This is a genomic window from Duganella sp. CF517, assembly GCF_900110275.1.
In the GTDB taxonomy this organism is placed as follows: Bacteria; Pseudomonadota; Gammaproteobacteria; order Burkholderiales; family Burkholderiaceae_D; genus Rugamonas.
This window is the reverse complement of the sequence record NZ_FODC01000006.1, coordinates 85,181-108,334: the sequence shown is the minus strand read 5'-3', so window position 1 is coordinate 108,334 and position 23,154 is coordinate 85,181. Positions and strand designations below refer to the sequence as shown.

At 65.0% G+C, this 23,154-nt stretch carries 25 protein-coding genes and 1 tRNA gene; 13 read left to right on the top strand and 13 right to left on the bottom strand.

The features are described 5' to 3' along the window. Positions 1-2: 2 nt before the first annotated feature. Positions 3-1,046 (bottom strand): SPFH domain-containing protein, encoded by a 1,044-nt coding sequence (locus BMX85_RS22625; RefSeq protein ID WP_090324114.1) that lies wholly within the window; start codon positions 1,044-1,046, stop codon positions 3-5. A 26-nt stretch (positions 1,047-1,072) separates the two neighbouring features. Next, positions 1,073-1,459: a DUF350 domain-containing protein gene (locus BMX85_RS22620; RefSeq protein WP_090324111.1), complete on the bottom strand. Its 387-nt coding sequence runs from the start codon at positions 1,457-1,459 to the stop codon at positions 1,073-1,075. Positions 1,460-1,539: 80 nt separating this feature from the next. Here BMX85_RS22620 and BMX85_RS22615 point away from each other — a divergent pair, with 80 nt between their 5' ends. The 5 genes from BMX85_RS22615 (at position 1,540) to BMX85_RS22595 (ending at position 7,788) form a co-directional block, all read left to right on the top strand. After that, positions 1,540-3,051: a polyamine aminopropyltransferase gene (locus BMX85_RS22615; RefSeq protein WP_090324108.1), complete on the top strand. Its 1,512-nt coding sequence runs from the start codon at positions 1,540-1,542 to the stop codon at positions 3,049-3,051. Further along, complete coding sequence (locus BMX85_RS22610; RefSeq protein WP_090324106.1) at positions 3,051-4,679, top strand: NAD(P)-binding protein; 1,629 nt, start codon at positions 3,051-3,053, stop codon at positions 4,677-4,679. The genes BMX85_RS22615 and BMX85_RS22610 overlap by 1 nt, the downstream gene beginning before the upstream one ends. Before the next feature lie 36 nt (positions 4,680-4,715). Further along, a complete protein-coding gene (locus tag BMX85_RS22605; protein ID WP_090324104.1) occupies positions 4,716-5,558 on the top strand; it encodes a PPK2 family polyphosphate kinase in 843 nt (280 codons plus the stop codon). Between the two features lie 54 nt (positions 5,559-5,612). After that, the gene (gabD, locus tag BMX85_RS22600; RefSeq protein WP_090324102.1) at positions 5,613-7,067 is read left to right on the top strand and encodes an NADP-dependent succinate-semialdehyde dehydrogenase; all 1,455 of its coding nucleotides are present in this window, start codon (positions 5,613-5,615) and stop codon (positions 7,065-7,067) included. A 112-nt stretch (positions 7,068-7,179) separates the two neighbouring features. Continuing rightward, the gene (locus BMX85_RS22595; RefSeq protein WP_090324099.1) at positions 7,180-7,788 is read left to right on the top strand and encodes a glutathione peroxidase; all 609 of its coding nucleotides are present in this window, start codon (positions 7,180-7,182) and stop codon (positions 7,786-7,788) included. On the opposite strand, the gene BMX85_RS22590 is transcribed toward BMX85_RS22595, so the two are convergent. Further along, a complete protein-coding gene (locus tag BMX85_RS22590) occupies positions 7,789-8,214 on the bottom strand; it encodes a rhodanese-like domain-containing protein (protein WP_090324723.1) in 426 nt (141 codons plus the stop codon). A 100-nt stretch (positions 8,215-8,314) separates the two neighbouring features. On the opposite strand from BMX85_RS22590, the gene ftrA reads away from it, so the two are divergent. Together ftrA and BMX85_RS22580 are read left to right on the top strand one after the other, a co-directional pair. Next, positions 8,315-9,271 carry a transcriptional regulator FtrA gene (gene ftrA / locus BMX85_RS22585; RefSeq protein WP_090324097.1) on the top strand — a complete coding sequence of 319 codons (957 nt, stop codon included), beginning with the start codon at positions 8,315-8,317 and terminating at the stop codon, positions 9,269-9,271. 98 nt (positions 9,272-9,369) lie between these two features. After that, positions 9,370-9,729: a DUF1428 domain-containing protein gene (locus BMX85_RS22580; RefSeq protein ID WP_090324095.1), complete on the top strand. Its 360-nt coding sequence runs from the start codon at positions 9,370-9,372 to the stop codon at positions 9,727-9,729. Here BMX85_RS22580 and BMX85_RS22575 read toward each other — a convergent pair. The 3 genes from BMX85_RS22575 to BMX85_RS22565 are packed head-to-tail and all read right to left on the bottom strand — an operon-like array spanning position 9,726 to position 12,976. After that, positions 9,726-11,606: a chorismate-binding protein gene (locus BMX85_RS22575; RefSeq protein WP_090324720.1), complete on the bottom strand. Its 1,881-nt coding sequence runs from the start codon at positions 11,604-11,606 to the stop codon at positions 9,726-9,728. The two genes, BMX85_RS22580 and BMX85_RS22575, sit on opposite strands and share 4 nt — an antisense overlap. A gap of 6 nt (positions 11,607-11,612) precedes the next feature. Then, on the bottom strand, positions 11,613-12,188 hold the full coding sequence (gene slmA, locus BMX85_RS22570; protein WP_090324091.1) for a nucleoid occlusion factor SlmA: 576 nt from the start codon (positions 12,186-12,188) through the stop codon (positions 11,613-11,615). Positions 12,189-12,223: 35 nt separating this feature from the next. Next, positions 12,224-12,976, bottom strand: a complete 753-nt coding sequence (locus BMX85_RS22565; protein ID WP_090324089.1) for an HAD-IA family hydrolase — start codon at positions 12,974-12,976, stop codon at positions 12,224-12,226. Here BMX85_RS22565 and BMX85_RS22560 point away from each other — a divergent pair. Next, on the top strand, positions 12,975-13,892 hold the full coding sequence (locus tag BMX85_RS22560) for a TraB/GumN family protein (RefSeq protein ID WP_229210631.1): 918 nt from the start codon (positions 12,975-12,977) through the stop codon (positions 13,890-13,892). The genes BMX85_RS22565 and BMX85_RS22560 overlap by 2 nt on opposite strands. Positions 13,893-13,942: 50 nt before the next feature. Here BMX85_RS22560 and BMX85_RS22555 read toward each other — a convergent pair. Then, a tRNA-Thr gene (locus BMX85_RS22555) sits at positions 13,943-14,017 on the bottom strand. A 54-nt stretch (positions 14,018-14,071) separates the two neighbouring features. Beyond that, positions 14,072-14,965, bottom strand: coding sequence for an acetylglutamate kinase (gene argB / locus BMX85_RS22550; RefSeq protein ID WP_090324085.1), 894 nt, complete (start codon positions 14,963-14,965; stop codon positions 14,072-14,074). Positions 14,966-15,139: 174 nt separating this feature from the next. On the opposite strand from argB, the gene BMX85_RS22545 reads away from it, so the two are divergent. Then, a complete protein-coding gene (locus BMX85_RS22545; RefSeq protein ID WP_090324083.1) occupies positions 15,140-15,349 on the top strand; it encodes a cysteine-rich CWC family protein in 210 nt (69 codons plus the stop codon). Here the strand turns inward: BMX85_RS22545 and BMX85_RS22540 are convergent. Together BMX85_RS22540 and BMX85_RS22535 are read right to left on the bottom strand one after the other, a co-directional pair. After that, positions 15,346-16,677: an extracellular catalytic domain type 1 short-chain-length polyhydroxyalkanoate depolymerase gene (locus tag BMX85_RS22540; protein WP_229210630.1), complete on the bottom strand. Its 1,332-nt coding sequence runs from the start codon at positions 16,675-16,677 to the stop codon at positions 15,346-15,348. The genes BMX85_RS22545 and BMX85_RS22540 overlap by 4 nt on opposite strands. A 9-nt stretch (positions 16,678-16,686) precedes the next feature. Further along, positions 16,687-17,100 carry a CopG family transcriptional regulator gene (locus tag BMX85_RS22535; protein WP_090324081.1) on the bottom strand — a complete coding sequence of 138 codons (414 nt, stop codon included), beginning with the start codon at positions 17,098-17,100 and terminating at the stop codon, positions 16,687-16,689. Between the two features lie 86 nt (positions 17,101-17,186). Here BMX85_RS22535 and BMX85_RS22530 point away from each other — a divergent pair, with 86 nt between their 5' ends. From BMX85_RS22530 to BMX85_RS22515, 4 genes are all read left to right on the top strand, one after another. Beyond that, complete coding sequence (locus BMX85_RS22530) at positions 17,187-17,429, top strand: DUF1289 domain-containing protein (RefSeq protein ID WP_090324079.1); 243 nt, start codon at positions 17,187-17,189, stop codon at positions 17,427-17,429. Continuing rightward, the gene (locus BMX85_RS22525; protein ID WP_090324078.1) at positions 17,426-18,334 is read left to right on the top strand and encodes an MBL fold metallo-hydrolase; all 909 of its coding nucleotides are present in this window, start codon (positions 17,426-17,428) and stop codon (positions 18,332-18,334) included. Before BMX85_RS22530 ends, BMX85_RS22525 begins: the two co-directional genes overlap by 4 nt. Positions 18,335-18,499: 165 nt before the next feature. After that, a complete protein-coding gene (locus BMX85_RS22520) occupies positions 18,500-19,453 on the top strand; it encodes an NAD(P)H-dependent flavin oxidoreductase (RefSeq protein WP_090324076.1) in 954 nt (317 codons plus the stop codon). A gap of 190 nt (positions 19,454-19,643) precedes the next feature. Next, entirely contained in the window at positions 19,644-20,861 is a 1,218-nt protein-coding gene (locus BMX85_RS22515) for a tetratricopeptide repeat protein (protein ID WP_090324074.1), read from the top strand. 7 nt (positions 20,862-20,868) lie between these two features. Here the strand turns inward: BMX85_RS22515 and BMX85_RS22510 are convergent, their stop codons facing one another. The 3 genes from BMX85_RS22510 to BMX85_RS22500 form a co-directional block, all read right to left on the bottom strand. Further along, a complete protein-coding gene (locus BMX85_RS22510) occupies positions 20,869-21,441 on the bottom strand; it encodes a hypoxanthine-guanine phosphoribosyltransferase (RefSeq protein WP_090324070.1) in 573 nt (190 codons plus the stop codon). A 101-nt stretch (positions 21,442-21,542) separates the two neighbouring features. Next, entirely contained in the window at positions 21,543-22,796 is a 1,254-nt protein-coding gene (locus tag BMX85_RS22505; protein ID WP_090324714.1) for a phenylacetate--CoA ligase family protein, read from the bottom strand. Next, the gene (locus tag BMX85_RS22500; RefSeq protein WP_090324068.1) at positions 22,796-23,149 is read right to left on the bottom strand and encodes an MmcQ/YjbR family DNA-binding protein; all 354 of its coding nucleotides are present in this window, start codon (positions 23,147-23,149) and stop codon (positions 22,796-22,798) included. The genes BMX85_RS22505 and BMX85_RS22500 overlap by 1 nt, the downstream gene beginning before the upstream one ends. Positions 23,150-23,154: the final 5 nt, after the last annotated feature.

Sequence of the window (23,154 nt, the reverse complement as noted above, 5' to 3'; positions counted from 1 at the left end):
TATCAGCCGATCAGTTTTTTGAGCAGTTCGGCCTTGGTGCTGTCGTAGTCGGCGGCCGAGATCAGGCCTTTGTCGAGCAGTCCCTTAAGTTTTTCCAAGCGGTTTTCGATCGAGTCCCCGGCCGCAGCCGCTGGTGCCGCCGGTGCCGCTTGCGGCGCGGCGGCGGGCGCCAGGCCCGCGCCCATCGCCTGGCCCACCATTTGGCCGACCGTCATGCCGGCGCCCAGGCCGGCGCCGATGCCCGCCAGGCCGCCTTCGTTCGACGCCGCCATCGGGATCGCGCTGGCCACCTGGTAGCGGGTGAAGCCGGCCATTTTGTCGGCGCCCATGCCGCCCTTCATGCCGGCGGAGATGCGCTCGTCCAGCGCGGCCTGCAGTTCCTCCGGCAGGCTGACGCTGGCGACGTTGAATTCATCGAGGCCGATGCCGTAGCGGCCGAACGCGGTGGACAGGTCGCCCTTGACCTGCTGCGCCATCAGCGCCTGGTTGGCCGCCATGTCGAGGAACGGCACCTGCGCGCCGCCCAGCGAGCTGGCCATGGTAGCCATCAGGATACCGCGCAGCTGCTCCTCCACCTCATCGCGGGTGTAGACCTCGCGCGTGCCGCTGATCTCCTTGAAGAACAGGCGCGGATCGGCCACGCGGTAGGAGAACATGCCGAAGGCGCGCACGCGCACCATGTCGAAGTCCTTGTCGCGGATAGTGATCGGCTGCGGCGTGCCCCATTTGCGGCCGGTCTGCACGCGCGTGCTGAAAAAATAGACATCCGACTTGAACGGCGAGTCGAACAGCTTGTCCCAGTTTTTCAGATTGGTCAGCAGCGGCAAGGTTTGCGTGGTCAGCTTGTGGGTGCCGGGGCCGAAGACGTCGGCCACCTGGCCCTCGTTGACGAACACCGCCATCTGCGACTCGCGCACCACCAGCACGCCGCCGTTCTGGATCTCGAAATCCTGCATCGGATAGCGCCAGGCCAGTACGCCGTCGACTTCCTCGTTCCACTGCAGTACGTCGATAAACTGCTTCTTGATAAAGCTGCCGATGCCCATGATGGTCCTCGCTTTGGTTTGGCTAATTAGGAAATGCAGGCGCCGTTGATGACGCCGATGGAAATGGAGATCGCGCCCAGCAGGCCGCCGAAGGCGGTGTTGTTCGCCTCGATCTGGTCCTTCGACATGTTCAGCACCCGCGTGGTGATGGCATAGGCCAGCACCTGCACCAGCATCGCGCCGAAGGCCCAGGCGAAAAACTCCTGGTAATTCGCAGTATGCATCAGCGCCGAACCGACGGTGATTGAAAAACCGATCAGCGCGCCGCCCAGCGATAGCGCCGCCGCCTGGTTGCCCTGGCGGATCAGCAGCACTTCGTTGGCCGGCGTCGTGCGCGTGTAGACGACGAAAAAGACGGCCAGCAGCACGGCGGCCAGTAAAAGGTGAATCAGATAGTTTAGGATGGCGGGCACGGCGCGCTCTCAGTGGGGTAAAGTGTTGAACCTTGTGGTTAAGTTACTAACGCTGAAGCATATTAGTGCAAAAGAGCCAAATGAACAAAAAGATTCTCATATTGTCCGTGTTTGTGGTCGCTTCATGTGGCCTGGCGTACGAATTGATCGCTGGCGCGCTGTCCAGCTATCTGCTGGGCGACTCCATCCTGCAGTTCTCCACCGTGATCGGCTGCTACCTGTTCGCGATGGGCGTCGGCGCCCACTTTTCCAAGTATGTGCTCGACGAGGATGTGCTGGCGCGCTTTGTCGACATCGAACTGGCGGTCGGCCTGGTCGGCGGGCTGTCGGCGGCGATCCTGTTCCTGACGTTTTCGTGGATGGCGGCGCCGTTCCGCACGATGCTGTACGTGATGGTGTTCCTGATCGGCGCCTTCGTCGGCATGGAGGTGCCGCTGGTGATGCGCGCGCTCAACGCCCGCCAGACCGGCTTCAGCGAAATCGTCAGCAAGGTGCTGACCTTCGATTATCTGGGCGCGCTGGCGGTGTCGCTGCTGTTCCCGCTGGTGCTGGCGCCGACCCTGGGCTTGGTGCGCACCGGCTTCCTGTTCGGCATGCTCAACGTCGGCGTCGCCCTGTGGACGATTCGCGTGTTCCGCGCCGAGCTTAAAAACGTCGGCGGCCGCATGCTGCGCGCCTCGGCCGTGATGTTCGTGCTGGTGGCCGGCTTCGCGTCGGCCGACAAGCTTACTTACTGGGGCGAGCATGGCCTGTTCGGCGACGAAATCGTCTTCGCCACCACCACGCCCTACCAGCGGCTGGTGGTCACCCGCTGGAAGGACGATCTGCGCCTGTACATCAACGGCAACCTGCAGTTCTCGTCGCGCGACGAGTACCGCTACCACGAGGCGCTGGTGCATCCGGTGCTGCAGCCCTTGCCGTGGGCCAGGCGGGTGCTGGTGCTGGGCGGCGGCGACGGCCTGGCGCTGCGCGAGATCCTGCGCTACAAGAATATCGAGCACGTGACGCTGGTCGACCTGGACCCGGCGATGACCGGCGCCTTCGCCAACCGTCCGGAGCTGGTCAAGCTCAATGGCGGCTCGTTCGGCGACAAGCGGGTACGCGTGATCAACGCCGACGCCGCCCTCTGGTTGCGCGAAAACGATGACATGTTCGACGCCATCATCGTCGATTTCCCCGATCCGTCCAGCTTCGCGCTCGGCAAGCTGTACTCGGTGCCGTTCTACGGCATGGTGCGCAAGCACCTCGCCGCCAACGGCTTGATGACGGTGCAATCGACGTCGCCGTTCTTCGCCCCGCACGCCTACTGGACCATCGAAGCCACGCTGCGCGAAGTCGGCATGAAGACTTATCCGTATCATGCCTATGTACCGTCGTTCGGCGAATGGGGCTTCATACTCGCCTCGCCCCAGGCCCTGTACACGCCGCCCGCCGAGTATCGTCTGCCGATGCGCTACCTGAACGCCGACACCACGCGCGAAATGTTCATCTTCCCGCCCGATATGAAGCGGTTGCCGATGGAACCCAACCGGCTCAATACGCAATCGCTGGTGCACGAGTTCGAGCAGGACTGGCGGCGGGTGATACGCTGATGCTGCGCCGATCGTTCCTTGTATGGGCCGGCGCCACCGGCCTGGCGGCGGCGGGTACCGTGGCCGCTTTCCAGCGCTGGCAGGAGATCACGCCGACGCTGCATTATCCGGGCCGCGACGAGGGCCACTTCCTGCGCGACCTGCGTGGCAAGCCGCTGCCGCCGCCATCGCGGGTGCTGCAAACCGAAATCGCCATCCTCGGTTCCGGCATCGCCGGCCTGACCGCCGCGTGGAAGCTCAACAAGCTCGGCAAGACCGACATGCTGATGGTCGACGGCCCGCAACCGCACGGCAACGCCGCCGGCGGCGCCTTCGGCGAGTACGAATATCCGACCGGCGCCCACTATCTGCCGCTGCCGTCGCCGGAGTCGGTGCACGTGCGCGAGATCCTGGCCGACCTGGGCATCATCCAAAAGGACCCGATGGGCGAGAAGCCCTATTACGACGAGCGCTTCATCCTGCACGCGCCGGAGGAACGGCTGCTGTACAACGGCCAGTGGCAGGAAGGCTTCATGCCGACCGAGGGCGTGCCGCAATGGGAGATCGACGAGCACACACGCTTTTTCGCCGAAGTGGAGCGCCTGCGGCAAACCCGCGGCGCCGACGGCCGGCGCGTGTTCGTGTTCCCGACGGTGATGTCGTCGGAAGACCCGCATTGGCAGGCGCTGGACCGCATCACCCTCAAGCAGTGGCTGGAGCAAAGCGGCTACCGTTCGCCGACACTGCATTGGTATCTGAACTACTGCTGCCGCGACGATTACGGCACCCGCTACGACAAGGTCTCGGCCTGGGCCGGCCTGCATTACTACTGCAGCCGCTGGGGACAGGCCGCCAATGCCGGCAACGGCACCTGGCTGACGTGGCCGGGCGGCCTGCAACCGCTGGCGACCGGCATGGAGCGCGCCTCCGGCATCAAGCGGATGGCCGGCACCGTGGTGTCGCTGAAAAAAACGGCGGACGGCGTCGAGGCGCTGTGCTTCAAGCTGGAAAACGGCAAACCGACGACCTATCTGGTGCGCGCGCGCAAAGCCATCTGCGCGATGCCGATCTATGTCGCCGCGCGGGTTGTGGACAACATCGCCGCCTACGGTTTCGATCCGGCCACGCATATCCCGGAATACGCGCCGTGGATGGTCGCCAACTTCCTGCTCAAGCGTTTTCCGCAGGAGCTGCAGGAGGGGGCGCATTCGCCGCCGCTGTCATGGGACAACGTCGTCTACAGCGAGCCGGGATTGGGCTATGTCGTCTCCACGCACCAGGATATCCGCGTGCGGCCGCCGGAAAAAACCGTCTTCAGCGCCTACATCGCGCTGTCCGACCGCAAGCCGAGCAGCGCCCGGCACTGGATGGCGGCCGCCAAGCCGGAGGAGTTGCTGGCGCTGGCCGGCGCCGACCTCGCGACCGCCTACGGCGCGCAGTTCGCCGCCTGCGTCGAGCGGGTCGACATCACCTTGCGCGGCCACGCGATGGCGGCGCCATGGCCCAACTTCCGCGCCAACGCCGGCATGAAGGCCCTGCGCGAGGTGGACGGCCCGATTTTATTCGCGCACGCCGACCTGTCGGGCTTCTCGGTGTTCGAGGAGGCAGCGTGGTGGGGCTACCGGGCAGCCGGTCTGGCGGCGAAATGATATTCTAGCTAAATCATATAAACCGAATCGACCACCATGACCCATAACGCCCGCCAGCACTTCCGCGCCGCCGACAAACAGAAACTGCGCGACGAGGACGCCGGCGACAGCGCCTTCTCCAGCCGCGCCGCCAATCCCGGGTTGAGCAAGTCCAAAGGCAAGGCGCTCGACATCAAGCGCACCGACGCGCTGATCAAGCGCATCGCGGCCTTGCAAAGCATGCTGTACGCGCAGCGCAAGCAGAAGGTGTTGCTGGTGCTGCAGGGGATGGACACCTCCGGCAAGGACGGCACCATACGCGCGATGTTCAGCGGCGTCAGTCCGATGGGCGTGAGCGCGGTCGCCTTCAAGGCGCCGACCGACGAGGAACTGGCCCACGACTACCTGTGGCGGGTGCACCAGCATGTGCCGGTCAAGGGACAGATCGCCATCTTCAACCGCAGCCACTACGAGGATGTGCTCATCACCAAGGTGCAGGACATGATCGACGGCGGCGAATGTAAGCGCCGTTACGCGCAGATCCGCGATTTCGAGCGCATGCTGGCCGAAACCGGCACTGTCATCGTCAAGGTGTTCCTGCACATCTCCAAGGAAGAGCAGCGCGAGCGCCTGCAGGAGCGGCTGGACGATCCGGACAAGCAGTGGAAGTTCGCGCCCACCGACATCGAGCAGCGCAAGAAATGGAACGAGTACCAGCGCGCCTACGAGCAAGCCATCCGCGAGACCGACCAGCCGCACGCGCCGTGGTACATCGTGCCGGCCAATTCCAAGACGCACCGCAACCTGGTGATCGCCAGCCTGCTGCTGGAGACGCTGGAAGGCATGGATCTGAGTTTTCCGCCGCCGCACCCGGACCTGTCCTCGTTCACCGTAGTGTAAATCACGCCGGCGCGCTCTGTGGCATAGTCATTCTTTGCATGAGGAGGACGAACGATGCTGCAACTGAAAGACCCCACACTGCTGCGCCAGCAAGCCTATATCAACGGCGCCTGGGCCGACGCCGACAACGGCGAAACCCATCCCGTGACCAATCCCGCCACCGGCGAGCAAATCGGCACCGTGCCGCGCATGGGCGCGGCCGAAACCGGGCGCGCGATCGACGCCGCCAACGCCGCCTGGCCGGCCTGGCGCAAAAAAACCGCCAAGGAGCGCGCCGCCATTCTGCGCAAGTGGAATGACCTGATCCTGGAAAACACCGACGACCTGGCGCTGCTGATGACGGCGGAGCAGGGCAAGCCGCTGACCGAATCGCGCGGCGAGGTGGCCTATGGCGCCTCGTTCATCGAGTGGTTCGGCGAGGAAGCCAAGCGCGTCGCCGGCGAGACCTTGGCGTCGCCGTGGCCGGACCGCCGCCTGCTGGTGACCAAGGAGCCGATCGGCGTGTGCGCGGCCATCACCCCTTGGAACTTCCCGATCGCGATGATCACCCGCAAGGCCGGCCCCGCGCTGGCGGCGGGTTGCCCGATGGTGCTCAAGCCGGCCGAAGCCACGCCGTTTTGCGCGCTGGCGCTGGCCGAACTGGCCGAGCGCGCGGGCGTGCCGCCGGGCGTGTTCAGTGTGCTGACCGGCGCCTCCAAGGACATCGGCGGCGAAATGACGTCCAACCCGATCGTGCGCAAGCTGACCTTTACCGGTTCGACCGCGATCGGCCGCCTGCTGATGGAGCAAAGCGCGCAGACGATCAAAAAACTGTCGCTGGAATTGGGCGGCAACGCGCCGTTCATCGTGTTCGACGACGCCGACCTCGATGCCGCCGTCGAAGGCGCGATCGCCTCCAAGTACCGCAACGCCGGCCAGACCTGCGTGTGCGCCAACCGCCTGTACGTGCAGGACGGAGTGTACGAACAATTCGCCGAAAAACTGGTGGCCGCCGTCGAAAAACTCAAGGTCGGCAACGGCGTCGAGGAGGGCGTCACACAAGGCCCGCTGATCGACGAGAAGGCGGTGCAGAAGGTCGAGCAGCATGTGGCCGACGCGCTGTCCAAGGGTGGCCGCCTGCTGACCGGCGGCAAGCGCCATGCGCTGGGCCACAACTTCTTCCAGCCGACCGTCATCGCCGATATCGGCAACGACATGATGGTGGCGAAAGAGGAGACCTTCGGCCCGCTGGCACCGCTGTTCCGCTTCAAGACCGACGAGGAAGTCGTCGCGCTGGCCAACGACACCGAGTTCGGCCTGGCCAGCTATTTCTACTCGCGCGACATCGGCCGCATCTGGCGCGTGGCCGAGGGACTGGAATGCGGCATCGTCGGCGTCAATACCGGCCTGATTTCGACCGAAGTGGCGCCGTTCGGCGGCGTCAAGCAGTCGGGCCTGGGCCGCGAGGGTTCGCAACACGGCATCGATGAGTATCTGGTGGTTAAGTACATTTGCCTGGGCGGCATTTAACCGGCGGCGGCGGCGCGGTCATGGCCGCCGATGTTTGCGATTTCGCATGCTCATCAGGCAAGGTCCGGCGGATTGGCATAGAATGATTTTTTTACTCTAAGCGACCTCGACCATGTCCAAGACAATTGCCCAGTTGTGCGTAGTTTCCTCGCTGACCTTGTTGGCGGGCGCCCCGGCGTTCGCGCAAGCCCCCGCCGTCGCGGCCGCGACGGCGCCCGCGGCGACGGCCGCGCCGGCCAATTGTCCGGCCATCCTCAAGCAGACGTTCAAGCGCCTGCAGGACGAGGCGCCGCAAGACCTGTGCCAATATTCCGGCAAGGTGATCCTGGTGGTCAACACCGCGTCGTACTGCGGCTTCACCAACCAGTACGAGGGGCTGGAGGCCATGTACGCCAAGTACGGCAGCAAGGGGCTGGTGGTGCTGGGCTTCCCGTCCAACGACTTCGGCCAGCAGGAGCCGGGCAGCAGCAAGGAAATCGCCGATTTCTGCTACAACACCTATGGCGTGAAGTTCCCGATGTTCTCCAAGTCGGTGGTGTCGGGCAAGGAGCCGAATCCGCTGTTCGCCAACCTGATCAAGGCGACCGGCAAGGCGCCGGCCTGGAACTTCCACAAATACCTGATCGACCGCAACGGCAAGGTTGTGGATAACTTCGGCAGCAAAGTCAAACCGGACGACAAGCAGCTCGTCGGCGCGGTCGAAAAAGCGCTGGCGATGTAGTCAATCCTGGTGCGGCTCGTCGGCGGGCGCGGGGGCGAGGGCGAAGCCTTCGTCGAGCCAGCCGGTGATGCCGCCCGCCATCAGTTTGACGGGCCGTCCCAGTTGCGCCAGCCGCACGGCGGCGCGCGCCGCGCCATTGCAATGCGGGCCGGCGCAGTAGACGACGAACAGCGTATCGTCCGGGAATGCGGCGATCCTCGAGCCGATGATCTTGCGCTGCGCCAGATCCAGCGCGCCCGGCACATGGCCGGCGGCGTACTTCTCCGTGCCGCGCACATCCAGCAACACGAAATCGGGCTTGCCGCCGGCGAGCGCATCGTGCACGTCCCAGCAGTCGGTTTCGTAGCTGAAGCCGGCTTCGAAGTGGGCCAGGGCGGCGGCGCTGGGTGCGGCCGGGATGGCGCTGACGGGGGATTTCGCGGACATGGTGATCTCCTTGGTGAGGTTGAGGGCGATGGTCCCATTGTGCGCGTGCCCCGCCACCGTCGTCGCTGGCGCATCCGCCATTCTGCGTTAAGATCACGCCATGAAAAAACATCTCGTTGTCGCGCTGGCCTACGACCGGCTGTGCACCTTCGAGTTCGGCTGCACGGTCGAACTGTTCGCCTTGGCGCGTCCCGAGCTGGATGTCGACTGGTACGACTTCGCCGTCTGCGCCATCGAGCCGGGGCCGATCCGCGCGGCCGGCGGCATCACCGTGCAGGCGCCGTACACGCCCGGGTTGCTGGCGCTGGCCGACACCATCGTCATTCCCGGCTGGCGCGACGCCGACGAGGCGCCGCCGCCGGCGCTGCTGGAGCTGATCCGCGCCGCCCACCGGCGCGGCGCGCGCCTGTGCTCGATCTGTTCCGGCGTCTTCGTGCTGGCCGCCGCCGGCGTGCTGGACGGCCAGCGCGCCACCACCCACTGGCGCTACGCCGACAAGCTGGCCAAGCGCTATCCGAACATCGACGTCCAGCCGGACCACCTGTATGTGGACACCGGCCAGGTCATCACCGCCGCCGGCTCGGCCGCCGGACTGGACATGCTGCTGCACGTGGTGCGGCGCGACCATGGCGCCCGCATCGGCAATCTGGTGGCGCAGCGGCTGGTGGTGGCGCCGCACCGGGAGGGCGGGCAGGCGCAGTTCCTGCCACGGCCGATGGCGCAGGGCGAGCAGGGCCGGCTGTCCAAGCTGATGGACTGGCTGCGCAGCCATCCGGAACGGCCGCACACGGTCGCCAGCATGGCCGAGCGCGCCGCGATGAGTCCGCGCACCTTGCAGCGGCATTTTCAACAGGCAACGGGGTTGGGCGCGCTCGAGTGGCTGATCCGCGAGCGGGTGGCGCTCGTCAAGGAGATGCTGGAAGTGCCGGACGTGCCGCTGGCGCAGATCGCCGAGCGGGCCGGGTTCGGTTCCGAAGAATCCCTGCGGCATCATTTCCGCCGGCTGGCCGCGACCACGCCCGGCGCCTACCGAAAACGCTTCGTCGACGCCGGCTGAAAATCGTGCATCGTTTTGATTCGCGCTAAGTGATGTCGCTTGTCATCCGAAGCTTAGTTGACTAATCTGATTGTTCACCCAATAACCAGGAGACAGTCATGGCATATGTCGATGGATTTGTAATTCCGGTCCCGAAAGAAAACATCGAAGCGTACAAAAAAATGTCGCTGGCCTGCGGCGCGGTCTGGAAGGAATACGGCGCGCTCGAATTCCGCGAGAACATCGGGGACGACGTCCCGCCCGGCAAGGTCACCTCGTTCCCGATGAGCGTGGACTTGAAGGAAAACGAAGTGGTGGCGTTTTCGTGGATCGTCTACGAATCGCGCGCCAAGCGCGACGAGATCAACGAAAAAGTCATGAAAGACCCGCGCCTGGCCGAGTTCATGGACCCCAAGCGCATGCCCTTCGACGGCAAGCGCATGATCTACGGCGGTTTCGAGATGATCGTCGACCTTTAAAGCGTCGCTTTCAGCGCGCCGCGCAGGGCGTTGCAGACGACGATGTCTCGCGCGCGCGCCAGCATGTCGCGCGTGACCACCGCCTCGCTGGCGTTCCATTCGGGATCGTCGAGCAGCACGCCGCGCATCACGCCGGGCAGCACGCCGCAGGGCAGCGCCGGCGTCAGCCAGCGGCCGTCGACGCGCACGAAGACGCTGCTGCGTCCGCCCTCGGTCAGCTCGCCGCGCTCGTTGAAGAACAGGGTGTCGAACGCGCCCTGCGCCTCGGCGTCGCGCCAGGCGGCGTCGTAACGCGCGCGCACGCTGGTTTTATGGCGCAGGAAGATGTCGCCGGAAGCGGTGGCGTCGGCGGCCAGCAGCACGCGCACCGGCTGCGTGAGCGGCGCCAGCGGCGCGTGCTGCACCGAGAACGCGCCCGATGAGCCGAGCGCCAATCGCAGGCGATACGCCGTGCCGGCCGCCGGTGGCCGAGACGCGTCGTCCGCCAGCATGCGGCAGGCCGTGTCCAGATAGGCGTTGGCCGCCGCCTCGTCCCACGCGTAGCCGAAGTAGGCGGCCGACGCGGCCAGCCGCTTCAGGTGCCGCGCGCGGTGGCGCGCGCCGTCCTGGGGCGTGGCGTACATCGTCTCGAAGATTTCGAAGTCGTTTTTCAGGCCGGTGAGGAAGCGCGCCTTCAGCTGGCACTCGGCGTATTCGCCGGCGGCGTCGCTGTCGAAGACGATGCCGGCGCCCACGCCCATCTCGCCGCGGCGCACGCCGTCGGCGCCGTCCGGCGCGCCCAGCGCAAGGGTGCGGATCGGCACCGACATGCAGAAGTCGCCGACCTGGCCTTCCTTGTCGGGATCGAACCAGCCGATGGCGCCGGTGTAGATGCCGCGCGGGTCCGGTTCCAGCTCGCCGATGATCTCCATCGTGCGGCGCTTCGGCGCGCCGGTGATCGAGCCGCACGGATAGAGCGCGTCGAAGATGTCGGCCAGCGTGGCGTCGTCGCGCAGCTCCGCCGTCACGGTCGACGTCATTTGCAGCACGCTGCTGTAGCGGTGCACCTCGAACAGCGCCGGCACCTTCACGCTGCCGGTGCGGGCGATGCGGCCGATGTCGTTGCGCAGCAGGTCGACGATCATCAGGTTCTCGGCGCGGTTCTTCGGATCGGCCGCCAGCACCGTGGCGCGCAGGATGTTCTCGGCCGCCTGCGCCGGCGGCGCGGCCGGCGCCGTGCCCTTCATCGGCCGCGCCGTCAGCACGCCGTCCTGGTGGCGCACGAACAGCTCCGGCGACAGCGACAGGATGGCCGAGCCGTCCTCCAGTCCCACCAGCGCGCCGTAGGGCACCGGCTGGCGCCCGCGCAGGCGCGCGTACAGCGCGTGGATGCCGCCGAAGGCGTGGAAGCGCAAGCGGTAGGTGTAGTTGACCTGGTAGGTGTCGCCGGCCTCGATGTAGTCGTGGATGCGCGCCAGCGCGGCGTCGAAGGCCTGGCGGTCGATGTTGGCGCCGATGTTGGCGATGCCGGCCGGGCGGTCGATCGGGAACGAGCGCGCGGCCAGCCAGTCGCCCACGTCGGCGCTGGTCAGCGACGCGCAATCCTTGAACAGCAGGATTTGCGCCAGCGGCGCGGCGGCCGGCGGGGCGGTGCCGATATCGAGCAGCGCCGCGCCCAGCTCATAGGCGCACAAGGTGACCGCGTATTCGCCGCGCGTGAGCGCCGCGCGCATTTGCTCGAGCACTTGCGGCCACTGGCCGATGTCGTCGCAGCGCAGCGTGCCCAGATGCCCGGTGTACAGGCGCGAGCGCGCGGCGGCGGCTGGCGCGCCTTCGCCCCCGGCGCTGCCGCTACCGGGGCTGGCGTCGTCCAGCAGCGCGAAACATTCAGCGTTCATTTCCATCTACGATAACAGCAAGGCGATTTGCAGCGGGGCGTCCTGCGACGGGTTGTTCTTGAATCCGCTTTTGGCATACCGGTGCCAGCGGCCGATGACAAAACTGGTCAGCATGCCGGCGCGCGCCTGCACCTCGCCCTCCTGCGCCTGCCCTTCCGCCACCGACTGCCGCAACGCCTGTTTGAGCGCCAGGTCGATGCGGTCGTAGAACTGGTTCATGCGCAGTTGCAGGCGTTCGTCCTCGTTGACCAGCGCCTCGCCGATCAGCACCCGCGTCATGCCCGGATTCTGGCTGGCGAATTGCAGCAGCATGCCGACGATGTCGCGCGCCTGCGTCAGGCCGTCGGCCTGGCGTTCGGCGATCTGGTTGATCAGGCCGAAGACGGTGGACTCGATGAATTCGATCAGCCCCTCGAACATCTGCGCCTTGCTGGCGAAGTGCCGGTACAGCGCGGCCTCGGAAAACGCGAGCTTGCGCGCCAGCGCGGCGGTGGTGATCTTGTCGCCCTTGGGCTGTTCCAGCATCTCCGCCAGCGCTCGGAGGATTTCAAGGCGGCGCTGGCCCGGCGGTGTGCTTGCCATGTGATCTCGCGGATAGGTGTCGAAAAAGAGGGGAATCAGCGCAGATGGTGCAGGCGTGCCGGCAGATTCCTGACAGATTTTACTTTGACATCGACATAAGCGGGGCGAATTAACCTTTTTTGGGGATGCGCCAGGCCGGCGGTGTCGCCGATGGTCAGGTACTGGGTGATCCACGCGGTGCGCATGCCCAGCGCGTGGGCGCTGCGCAGATTGGCCAGCGTGTCCTCGACCAGGATGCAGCGCTGCGGCGTCAGGCGGTGGCGGCGCATCAGGTGGCGCAGCATCAGTTTGGACGGCTTGGGACGCATCTGCCGGTGCACCGTCATCGATTCGACCGAGACGTGGTGGCCGAATTCGCGGTGCAGGCCCAGATGCCGCAGCACCTGCGTCGAATAGCGGTGCGGCGCGTTGGTCAGCAGGATTTTGCGCCCGGGCAGGCGGCGCATCAGCTGGCGCAGTCCGCGCTCGGCGCGGATCATCTGCGCCATCTCGGCCAGCGCGTGGGTCTCGTGCAGGAAATGGGCCGGGATCACGCCATGGTGCTTGACCAGTCCCAGTATCGTCGCGCCGTACCTGCGCCAGTACTTGGTGCGCGCGGCGTTGACGATCTCCTCGCTGGCCGGCGTGACGCCGTCGCCCAGCACACGGGCGATATAGACGTTCATGTTGGCCATGATCGCGGGGAAGATGGCGTGGGAGGCGTTGTGCAGTGTATTGTCGAGATCGAACAACCACACGGGTGAGTTACGAGTAATATTCACGGGAGACCAATCAACAAAGGAAGCCATGCGACGCCAGATTATAGTGATGTTCTGCAGTTTGTTCTGCTTTGCCCTCGGCCCGGCCCGGGCGGCGGACCAGACGGCGGGCCAGGAGCGGGCGCCCAACCGTGGCGCGTTGTTCAAGGTTCGCAGCGGAGAACATGCGCTATACCTGTTCGGCACCATCCACGTCGGCTCAAGGGATTTCTACCCGCTCGAGCCGCGCGTGGCCGCCGCGTTGAAGCACGCGCCGGTGCTGGCGCTGGAAATCGATCCGCTGGCCGATCCGCAAAAACTGGCGCGCGCGGTGCAGAAGTATGGGCTGGTCGGTCCCGGCGCCGCCGCGCCGTCGTTGTCGCCGGAATGGCGGCGCCGGCTCGACGCGCTGCTCAAGCAGTACAAGATCGAGCCGGAGACCGTGGCGGCGATGAAGCCATGGCTGGTCGCCAGTCTGCTGACGGTGAGCGAATTCGCCAGCCAGGGCTACGACGCCACGCTGGCGGTCGACGCGCACCTGGCCAGGCAGGCGCACGACCGTGGCCAGAAAGTCATCGAGCTGGAATCGCCGGAGGGCCAAATGGGCCTGTTCGGCAATCTGTCGCCGGCCGAGCAGCTGCTGTTCCTGCAGGAGACCATCGCCGGCATCGAGGACAAGGAACAGGCCAGGCAGGCGCGCGAGATCGCCGAGGCCTGGCGCACCGCCGACATCAAGGCGCTCGACGCGCTGGCGGCCCAGGCGGAGCGCGACGACAGCTTCTCCGGCCGCTTCGTGCAAAAGGTGCTGCTGGACGGACGCAATCCGGCGCTGGCCGATAGCATGGCAAAGCTGATGGCGCGTGAAAACAACAGCGTCGCGGCGATCGGCGTGCTGCATTTGATCGGCAAGGGAAGCGTGCCGGAACTGCTGCGCCAACGCGGCATGACGGTGGAGCGGATTTATTAAACAGTCAATTACAGGCGGGGAAGGGTGCGGCGGCGGGGTGATGCGGGAGATGGTGCCCTTTACGTGGATTGAACACGTGGCCTCTCCCTTACCAAGGGAGTGCTCTACCACTGAGCTAAAAGGGCGTACTGGTATGGCGATGCACTCAAAAACGCGGCGAAACGTGCATCGCCGTTTTTTCAGTGAGACCGGATCATAGTTCCAAATGCCTGTTCGGTCAACACCTCGAGCAATAAAGAGTGCTCAATTCGCCCATCGATGATGTGAACCGTGTTGACGCCGGACTTCGCGGCGTCCAGCGCTGATGAAATTTTAGGCAGCATGCCGCCCGAAATCGTCCCGTCGGCGAACATCTCGTCGATCTCGCGCGCCGACAGGTCGGTCACCAGGTTGCCCTGTTTGTCCTGCACGCCGGCGATGTTGGTCATCATGATCAGCTTTTCGGCTTTCAGGATTTCCGCGATTTTGCCGGCGACGACGTCGGCGTTGATGTTGTACGCCTGGCCATCCTGGCCGAAGCCGATCGGCGAAATGATCGGGATGAAGGCGTCGTCCTGCAGCGCCTTGACGACCGCCGGATTGATGGCGTCGATCTCGCCGACGAAGCCGATGTCGAGGAACTGGCCTGGATTCTCTTTGTCCGGCATCGCCATCTTCTTGGCGCGGATCAGGCCACCGTCCTTGCCGGTCAGGCCCACGGCCTGGCCGCCGTAGTGATTAATCAGCATCACGATGTCCTGCTGGACTTCGCCGCCGAGCACCCACTCCACCACTTCCATGGTTTCTTCGTCGGTGATGCGCATGCCCTGCACGAAGGTGCCCTGCTTGCCGATTTTTTTCAGCGCGTTGTCGATTTGCGGACCGCCGCCGTGCACCACGACCGGATTCATGCCCACCAGTTTGAGCAAAATGACATCGCGGGCGAAGCCGTGTTTCAGGCGCTCGTCGGTCATCGCATTGCCGCCGTATTTGATGACAATGGTCTTGCCATGGAAATTGCGGATGTAGGGCAGGGCCTCGGCCAGAATCTGTGCCTTGATCTGCGGCGACACCGCGGTCAAGTCGTCATTCATGCCTAAGTTAAGGTTAGTCAGTTGGGTCATGGCGAGTCCGGTTAAAAATTTTGTGCAATTTTACAGCCTGTGGCTGCGATCGCTGCGATCAGTTACGCATTATAGGGCTATCCGGTTGTATTTTCCGAGATCATCCGATACGCTGGACCGCATGACCAGCCAACCTGCCGCCATATGAGTACCTGCTCGCGCTGCGGCGCCGACTTCTCGTGCGCCATGGTGGACGCCGATCCCGCCGCGGCGGCGCAGCCCTGCTGGTGCACCTTTTTGCCGGCGTCGCTGCCGGTGCCGTCGGCCCCGGGCGCCAGTTGCTGGTGCCCGGCGTGCCTAAGGCAGCACATCGCCGATCATCCCAAGCCCGATGCGGACCGCTCGACCGACTAACTGACGGTGCGGAAGAACCGCACCATCTCGCGGCTGGCGTCCGGGCCTTTGGCGTCGGTGTAGGTGCCGTGGGCGCTGCCGCCCGACCATGCGTGGCCGGCGCCGTGCACCACCCAATGTTCGCCCAGCGGCGAGCCGTCGGCCTTGGTGTGCGTCGTCTGCGTATAGCGGTGGCCGTTCGGCACGCTGCCCGACTGGATCGACGGCGCGCCTTGATGGCTGTGCAGGCTTTGCTCGATCACCTGCTCGCCGTTGCGCGGGTTGACGGTGGTGTCGCTATCGCCGTGGAACACGATGATCGGCTGCGAGCCGTTGCCGGCCTTGCGCGAGCTGCTGGCGCCGCGCTTCATGGCGCTCAGCGCCGACGGCAAATCCTGCGCCGAGGCGAACGGCAGGCCCGAATGCACGCCCACCGCCGCGAACAGCTCCGGGTACAAGGTGCCGACGATGACCGCCATCGCGCCGCCGGCCGACAGCCCGGCGATGTAAACCTGGCGCTCGTTGACCGGATACTCGTCGATGATCTGCTGCGCGATGCCGGCGATGATCGACGGCTCGCCCTGGCCGTGCTGCTGGTCGATGGCGTTGAACCAGTTCCAGCACTTGGAGTGGTTGGCGCCGGACGTCTGCTCCGGATAGGCGACGAAGCAGCCCATCTCCTCGGCCACCTGGTTCATCTGCGTGCCGGCGGCGAAATCGTCGGGGTTCTGCGTGCAGCCGTGCAGCATCACCAGCAGCGGCATGGCCTGGCCGGTATAGGTCGACGGCACATACAGCTTGTAATTGCGGCTGCCGGCGTGGTTGGCATAGCTGCCGCTGATGAATTGCGCGCCTTCCGGCAGCGCGGCGGCCGGCGCCGGATTCATCATCGAACCGAAGTCCATGTTGAAATTGCCCGGCATATTGGCTTGCAGGTCGATCTTGATGCCCATCCGGTTCAGCATGTCCTGCGCGTACTCGGTCGGATTGGTGGCCGGATTGGGGGCGCTGGCCGGCGCGGCCTGCGGCTGCGGTTCGGCGGCGCCTTGGGCGGCCGGTTTCGCCGTCGAGTCGGCATGCACGCGCGCGCCATCGGCCGCAGCCTGGGGCGCGGAGCGCGGCGCCACGTATTCCGGCGGCGGGTTAATGTCACGCATAGGCGGTTGCGCCGACGGCTGCGGCGCCGATGGCGACGGCGACGCCGGTTGCGGTCCGGCCGCACGCTGTTGCTGCTGCTTTTGCTGCATTTCGATCATGCTTTCCATGGCTTTCTGCACGGCGGCCGTGGCGCCCTTGTTAATGAGCTTTTGTGCGGCACTGCGCACGCTCGACATAAACGGTAGTTTCATAGCTGTCCTTTAGTGGATTCGTTGGGCTAATGCGGTTTTGATCACCGCGCTGGCGTGGAGCGAACCTAGTACAAAAATCGAATCGATGGTCGCCAGCGCCAGTTCGACCGACACGTCGCTGGCGATACTGGCCAAACCAAGTACCTGTATCTGCAGCCGCTGGCCGGCCGCCTGCACCGCTTCAAGATCCGAGCGGGTGTAATGTTGCATTCCGAGCACCAGGCTTTTGCGCGCCACCGTTTGCTTCACCACTTCGGCGTGCTCGTTCAACTGATTGCGGATCGCCGTCCGGATCAAATCGGTGCGGTTGGAATAAAACCCCTCCTGCACCAGCAAATCGATCTGCCCCAGGTCGATCGGACCGAGGTTGATCGTGATCTTTTCCGATTCGGCGGTCTTCAGTTTTAGTTCTTGCTTAGCCATACGTCTCCATCTGGTTACCATCTACATGGATGGTAGTATAGGCTTCGCGTTCCCCAAGTCAAGCGCATTCGGTCCATAATGTCGGCATGAGTGATCCAACTAACTTAGCCGTTCCGGGCGCCGCGCCCGAGCTGGCCACCCCCGTCCCGTCGCCCTGCGTCAGCCTGTGCAAGATGGATGCCGAGCGCCGTTATTGCATGGGATGCCTGCGCACCATCGAGGAAATCGTCAACTGGTCCAAGGCGGACGACGACTACAAACGGGGCGTCTGGGCCGAGATCCGCCGGCGCGAGCCGACCGTCGATTTCGACGACGATTTCCAGCAATGAGCGCGCTGCCGGCCTCGATCCAGGTGTTCGAGCGGGGCTGGCTGTCCTCCAACAACGTGCTGTTGTTGGGGCGCGACGACACCGCCCTGATCGACACCGGCTATCTGACGCACGCGCCGCAAACGCTGGACCTGGTGCGGCACGCGCTGCAAGGCCGCCATCTCGACCTGGTGCTCAACACTCATCTGCATTCCGACCATTGCGGCGGCAACGCCACCTTGCAGGCGCATTACGGCAGCCGCGTCGCCATTCCGGTCGCCGAGGCCGACAAGGTGCGGGACTGGGACGTCGACGCGCTCAGTTTCAAGGCCACCGGCCCGCGCTGCGAGCGGTTCACCTTCGACGCCACCGTCGCCCCGGGCGACGTGCTGACCTTGGGCGGCATGGCGTGGCGGGCGCTGGGCGCGCCGGGGCACGATCCGCATTCGCTGATTTTTTACTGTCCGGCGGAGCGCCTGCTGGTATCGGCCGACGCGCTGTGGGAGAACGGCTTCGGCGTGATCTTCCCGGAGCTCGATGGCGAATCCGGTTTCGCCGAGGCGCGCGCCACGCTCGATGTGATCGCGGGACTGGATGTGCGGCTGGTGATTCCCGGGCACGGCCGGCCGTTCAGCGATGTCGAAGGCGCGCTGGCGCGGGCCAGGTCGCGTCTGGCGTATCTGGAGGCGGACCCGGTGCGCAACGCGCAGAACGCGATCAAGGTGCTGCTGAAGTTCCTGCTGCTGGAGCGGCAGCGGATCGCGTTGACCGACGTGCCGGCGCTGCTGCTGGCGATGCCGGTGTTCGAGGCGGCCAACGCGCGCTTTTTAAAGCAGACGCCGGAAGCGCTGGCAACGTGGGCGGTGAAGAAGTTGGTGCGCAGCGTAGCGGCTCGCATCGAGGGTGAGCACTTACTCAATCACTGATCCGCGCAGGGCCGATCAGCGCGCGGCGCGTGGTCGGCCACGAGCCGCCGGCGGCCATGGCGACTTCTAGAGCAATCCACCTATTTTTGGCACGACCGTACTATTTCCGGTCTATAATCGTCGCAGACCGTTACACTCCGATCAACTTACGTCAGCGAGTTCGCCATGGCCCTGCCTGCAGCGTTGCAAAATCTTTCACTTCCAGTAATCGCCTCCCCGATGTTCATCGCCAGCGGCCCCGCGCTCGTGGCGGCGCAGTGCAAGGCCGGCATCGTCGGCTCCTTCCCGGCGCTGAACGCCCGCCCGGCGGAAATGCTCGACGTCTGGCTGACCGACCTGCAAAACGAACTGGCCGACTACCAGATCGCCAATCCGGGCAAGCGCGTCGGCCCGATCGCCGTCAACCAGATCGTGCACCAGTCGAACGACCGCCTGGCGCATGACGTCGAAGTCTGCGTCAAGCACCAGGTCCCGATCATCATCTCCTCGCTGCGCGCGCCGCCGAAGGAGATGCTGGACGCGATCCACAGCTACGGCGGCATCGTCATGCACGACATCGTATCGATCCGCCACGCCGAAAAAGCGCTGGAAGCGGGCGTCGACGGCCTGATCCTGGTCGCCAGCGGCGCCGGCGGCCATGCCGGTACCTTGTCGCCGTTCGCGCTGGTGGGCGAGGTGCGCAAATTCTTCAAGGGCCCGATCGCCCTGTCCGGCGCGATCGCCACCGGCGACGCGATCCTGGCCGCGCAGGCGATGGGCGCCGACTTCGCCTACATCGGCTCGCGCTGGCTCGCCACCAAGGAATCGAACGTCAGCGACGACTACCGCGACGCCATCGTCGAATCGTCGGCCGCCGACATCGTCTATTCGAGCCTGTTCACGGGTGTGCACGGCAACTACCTGAAGAAATCCATCATCAACGCCGGCCTGGACCCGGACGCGCTGCCGCAGGCCGACAAGAGCTCGATGAACTTCGGCTCGAGCAGCGCCAAGGCCTGGCGCGACATCTGGGGCGCCGGCCAGGGCGTGGGCCTGATGGACGACGTGCCAACCACCGCCGAGATGGTCGCGCGCCTGAAAGCCGAATACGACGCCGCCCGCGCCCGTTTGGCGCTCTAAACCCCCGGGGTCAGGTCCGACATTCGGACAAATGGCGAAAATGGGGAACTTTTTCAATGCTTAACAGTTCCCCAATGTCCGAATGTCGGCACTGACCCCCGCTGTTGGAGCCCGCCGCTGAGCCGCGCCGTGGAGTATGCCTGCCGAAACAACTTATAATTAATTCAACCTTGTCAAAAAATGGGATTGAATGATGTTCAAGTTGCGCTCGCTGCCGGTGTCTGTCTGCCTGTCTTTCTCGCTGCTATGTTTCGCGCCCTCGGCCTTGGCGCAACTACCCATCAACGACGCCGCCGCCGCGCTGCTGCAGGAGGGCGATACGCTGCTGTCGCAGCGCAAGGCCGGCGAGGCGTTGCGCAGCTATGAGGCGGCCGCGAAAGCCGATCCGACATCCTCGGTGCCGTTGTCGAAGCTGGCCAACGCGATCTATTTTTTATCGATCCTGCAAACCGACGCCGAGAAAAAATCCCAGTGGCGCGCGCAGTCGGAGGCCCTCGCGCAGCAGGCGCTGAAGCTGGCGCCGCGCGATCCGATCGCGCAGGAGGTGCTGCGCATGCTGTCCGAGGAAAAACCGGCGCCGCTGCACGAACCGACCGCGCAGGCTGCAAACCTGAAGCACGAAGGCGAGCAGCTTTTCGTCGCCGGAAGGCTGGACCAGGCGCGCGAAAAGTATCTGCAGGCCGCGCAGGCCGACCCGCTGTATTCCACCGCCTGGATTTACGCCGGCGATTGCTACTTCGCGCAGAAAAAATGGGCCGAGGCGGAGCAGCTGTTCCGCAAAGGCGTGACGATCGAGCCGCTCAATAGCCAGGGCTGGCGATTCCTGTCGGACGCGCTGGGCGCGCAGGGCAAGCGCGCCGCCGCCGAGGAGGCGCTGCTGAACGGGATCGCCGCGCAACCGAGCCAGATGCCCAACTGGGGCAAGCTGGCGCACCTGCGCGCGGCGGCCGGCACGCCGCTCAAGCCTTTGGGTTTGGTGCGCAAATCCAGCGTGACGCTCGATCCGGCCACGGGCAAGCCGACCGTCAAACTCGACTCCACTTTCAGCGGCGGGCCGGGCGAGCAGAAAACGGCCGATGCCGGGGCTTGGCTGATGCTAGGCATGAGAGAGGCGAGCATCCGCGCTAAAAACCGCGCGGACAACGTCACCGGCTCGCCGTTCGCCATCGAGCTGGCGTCATGGGAGGGGGCGATGAAAGCGGCCAGCGAGATCGAGGCAAAGGGCGGCGAAGCGCTCACCGATCCAGGCTTGATCGCCATGCAAACGCTGGCCAAGGCCGATCAACTGGAGGCCGGCCTTCTGATATTGCTGTACAAGGAGTCCTACCGCCCCGAGTTCGAGGCTTGGAAAAAGGAGCATCCCAACGGTATCCGCAAATTCGTCGATACGTGGGGATTGCAGCCGTAGGATTCCGTTATTGGTTCTCGGTCTGGATCGCCCACAAGCCCGGCAGATTGCGCCAGTAGCCGTATGCGTCCATGCCGAATCCGACCACGAAGCGGTTGGGAATCGTGATGCCGACGATGTCCGCCTTGACCGGCTTGGGTTTGCCGATCGCTTTGTCGGCGAAGACGGCCAGCACCACTTCGGCCGCGCCCATGTCCAGCAGGCGCTGTTTGACGTGGGCCAGCGTTTCGCCTTCGTCCAGGATATCGTCCAACACGATGACGACGCGGCCGGCCACGTTCGACCGCGGCACCACTTTCCACACCACTTGTCCGCCCTGGTCGTCGTCGCCGTAGCGGCTGACGTGGATGTAGTCGAATTCGAGCGGGAACGTCAGCTGCGGCAGCAGGTTTCCGGTGAAGACCACCGCGCCGCCCATCACGCCCAGCACCAGCGGGAATTCCTCGCTGTCGGCCTGATTGAAACGGGCGTTGAGGGTGTCGGCCATCGCGCTGACGGCGCCGTCGACGGTCTCTTTATTGAACAGCTCTTCCGCGTTCTCCAGCAGGGCGCGGGCGCGGTTGTGGTGGAAGTCTTGCATGGTCTTCTTCGGCTTCTAAAACATGTTGAAGAACGATATTATCCGCCATATCCCCGCGCCCCGCTCATCGTTGCTATCCCGCCACAGGATTTGCCGCAGCCCTACGTGTAATCCCGTACGTCGTCGATCACCTTGCCGTCGCCGGGCAGGCTGCCGACGGCGGCGAAGCGCACCTCGCCGCGCAGTTTGGTGAGCTCGCGGATCGATTCGACGATGGCCGCGCCGCTGGCGGCGCCGGGATCGGCCACCTCGCAGTGCAGGGTCATCACGTCCTGCGCCATGCGCCCGGAGATCACCAGCCGCGCCTTGACGATTTCCGGATGGCGGCGCGTCACCTCATGCACCTGCGACGGGTGGACGAACATCGCGCGCACCTTGGTGGTCTGGTCGGCGCGCCCCAGCCAGCCCTTGATGCGGGTGTTGGTGCGGCCGCACGGCGAATCGGGCACGCCGGTCAACACCGCCGACAGGTCGCCGGTGGCGAAGCGGATCAGCGGATAGTCGGGGTTGAAAACGGTGACCACCACCTCGCCGATTTCGCCCGCCGCCACCGGATCGCCGCTGCCGGGGCGGACGATTTCCAGGATTACGTCTTCATCGAGCACCATGCCTGGATGGCGCACGTCGCCGCTGCGCGTTTCGAAAGCGATGCTGCCGATGTCGGCGGAGGCGTAGGTTTGCAGCACATGCGGCACGCCGTTGTTGACGAACCACTCGCGCAGCGATTCGGGCAGCGCCTCGGCGCCCATCAGGGCCTTGGTCATGCTGCTGATGTCGGCCCCCATTTCCTGCGCCTTCTCGATGATGATCTTCAGGAACGACGGCGTGCCGACATAGGTGTCCGGCCGCAGCTCGCTGATCGCCTGCACCTGCATCTCGGTCTGGCCGCTGCCGGCCGGGATCACGGTGCAGCCGATGCGCGCGGCGCCGCCTTCGACCATGAAGGCCGCCGGCGTGAAGTGGTAGGAGAAGCAGTTTTGCAGCAGGCCGCCGGGACGCACGCCGGCCGCGTACATGGGGCGGCCGAAACGCCACCAGTCCTTGCCCTTGCCTTCGGGGTCGAAGATCGGCCCGGGCGACATGTACAGGCGTGCCAACTGCCCCACCGGCGTCGTATTCAGGCCGCCGAACGGAGGCTGCAGCTTTTGCAGCGCGTGCAGTTCGGATTTGCGCGTCACCGGCAACGTCGCCAGCGCGGCGCGGCTGGTGATGTCGGCCGCGTTCACGTCCTTCAGTATTCGCGACCAGCCGGCGGCGGCCTTCGCGCGCGCCACCAGCTGCGGCAAGCGGGCCATCAGTTCGCGCTCGCGTTGTTCGGGCGGGCGTAGTTCCAGGCTGTCCAGGGTATCCGTCATCATTGCTGTCCTCCGATTTCGCGCTGCAGTTTTTTGGTCAGTTTGGCGAACACCAGTTCGTACGAGCGTTTCAGCAGTTCCGCCGCCTCGGCGTCGCCGATGGATTTAAGCTCTTCGACGTAGACCCATCTGGCGCGCGCCAGGTACGGCGCTAGAATGATGCCGGGGCGGTCCGTCAATTCCAGGAAGCGGTCGTCATCCACCTTGAAGCTGATGCCTTTGGCTTTGTCGTCGTTCTCGGTGACGGCGAACATCTTGCCGCCGACCGAGAACACCAGATTGGTTTCCCATTTGACGTCCTCGGTGGCGCCGGGCAGGGAGCGGCAGAGGGTCTTGGCTTGTTTGATATTCATGCGCA

What these genes read in the sequence shown, in the direction of transcription:
- BMX85_RS22625 (WP_090324114.1), bottom strand. Translation starts at nt 1,046, where the DNA reads ATGGGCATCGGCAGCTTTATCAAGAAGCAGTTTATCGACGTACTGCAG.
- BMX85_RS22615 (WP_090324108.1), top strand. Translation starts at nt 1,540, where the DNA reads ATGAACAAAAAGATTCTCATATTGTCCGTGTTTGTGGTCGCTTCATGT.
- BMX85_RS22610 (WP_090324106.1), top strand. Translation starts at nt 3,051, where the DNA reads ATGCTGCGCCGATCGTTCCTTGTATGGGCCGGCGCCACCGGCCTGGCG.
- BMX85_RS22605 (WP_090324104.1), top strand. Translation starts at nt 4,716, where the DNA reads ATGACCCATAACGCCCGCCAGCACTTCCGCGCCGCCGACAAACAGAAA.
- gabD (WP_090324102.1), top strand. Translation starts at nt 5,613, where the DNA reads ATGCTGCAACTGAAAGACCCCACACTGCTGCGCCAGCAAGCCTATATC.
- BMX85_RS22595 (WP_090324099.1), top strand. Translation starts at nt 7,180, where the DNA reads ATGTCCAAGACAATTGCCCAGTTGTGCGTAGTTTCCTCGCTGACCTTG.
- BMX85_RS22590 (WP_090324723.1), bottom strand. Translation starts at nt 8,214, where the DNA reads ATGTCCGCGAAATCCCCCGTCAGCGCCATCCCGGCCGCACCCAGCGCC.
- ftrA (WP_090324097.1), top strand. Translation starts at nt 8,315, where the DNA reads ATGAAAAAACATCTCGTTGTCGCGCTGGCCTACGACCGGCTGTGCACC.
- BMX85_RS22580 (WP_090324095.1), top strand. Translation starts at nt 9,370, where the DNA reads ATGGCATATGTCGATGGATTTGTAATTCCGGTCCCGAAAGAAAACATC.
- BMX85_RS22575 (WP_090324720.1), bottom strand. Translation starts at nt 11,606, where the DNA reads ATGAACGCTGAATGTTTCGCGCTGCTGGACGACGCCAGCCCCGGTAGC.
- slmA (WP_090324091.1), bottom strand. Translation starts at nt 12,188, where the DNA reads ATGGCAAGCACACCGCCGGGCCAGCGCCGCCTTGAAATCCTCCGAGCG.
- BMX85_RS22560 (WP_229210631.1), top strand. Translation starts at nt 12,975, where the DNA reads ATGCGACGCCAGATTATAGTGATGTTCTGCAGTTTGTTCTGCTTTGCC.
- BMX85_RS22565 (WP_090324089.1), bottom strand. Translation starts at nt 12,976, where the DNA reads ATGGCTTCCTTTGTTGATTGGTCTCCCGTGAATATTACTCGTAACTCA.
- argB (WP_090324085.1), bottom strand. Translation starts at nt 14,965, where the DNA reads ATGAATGACGACTTGACCGCGGTGTCGCCGCAGATCAAGGCACAGATT.
- BMX85_RS22545 (WP_090324083.1), top strand. Translation starts at nt 15,140, where the DNA reads ATGAGTACCTGCTCGCGCTGCGGCGCCGACTTCTCGTGCGCCATGGTG.
- BMX85_RS22540 (WP_229210630.1), bottom strand. Translation starts at nt 16,677, where the DNA reads ATGAAACTACCGTTTATGTCGAGCGTGCGCAGTGCCGCACAAAAGCTC.
- BMX85_RS22535 (WP_090324081.1), bottom strand. Translation starts at nt 17,100, where the DNA reads ATGGCTAAGCAAGAACTAAAACTGAAGACCGCCGAATCGGAAAAGATC.
- BMX85_RS22530 (WP_090324079.1), top strand. Translation starts at nt 17,187, where the DNA reads ATGAGTGATCCAACTAACTTAGCCGTTCCGGGCGCCGCGCCCGAGCTG.
- BMX85_RS22525 (WP_090324078.1), top strand. Translation starts at nt 17,426, where the DNA reads ATGAGCGCGCTGCCGGCCTCGATCCAGGTGTTCGAGCGGGGCTGGCTG.
- BMX85_RS22520 (WP_090324076.1), top strand. Translation starts at nt 18,500, where the DNA reads ATGGCCCTGCCTGCAGCGTTGCAAAATCTTTCACTTCCAGTAATCGCC.
- BMX85_RS22515 (WP_090324074.1), top strand. Translation starts at nt 19,644, where the DNA reads ATGATGTTCAAGTTGCGCTCGCTGCCGGTGTCTGTCTGCCTGTCTTTC.
- BMX85_RS22510 (WP_090324070.1), bottom strand. Translation starts at nt 21,441, where the DNA reads ATGCAAGACTTCCACCACAACCGCGCCCGCGCCCTGCTGGAGAACGCG.
- BMX85_RS22505 (WP_090324714.1), bottom strand. Translation starts at nt 22,796, where the DNA reads ATGACGGATACCCTGGACAGCCTGGAACTACGCCCGCCCGAACAACGC.
- BMX85_RS22500 (WP_090324068.1), bottom strand. Translation starts at nt 23,149, where the DNA reads ATGAATATCAAACAAGCCAAGACCCTCTGCCGCTCCCTGCCCGGCGCC.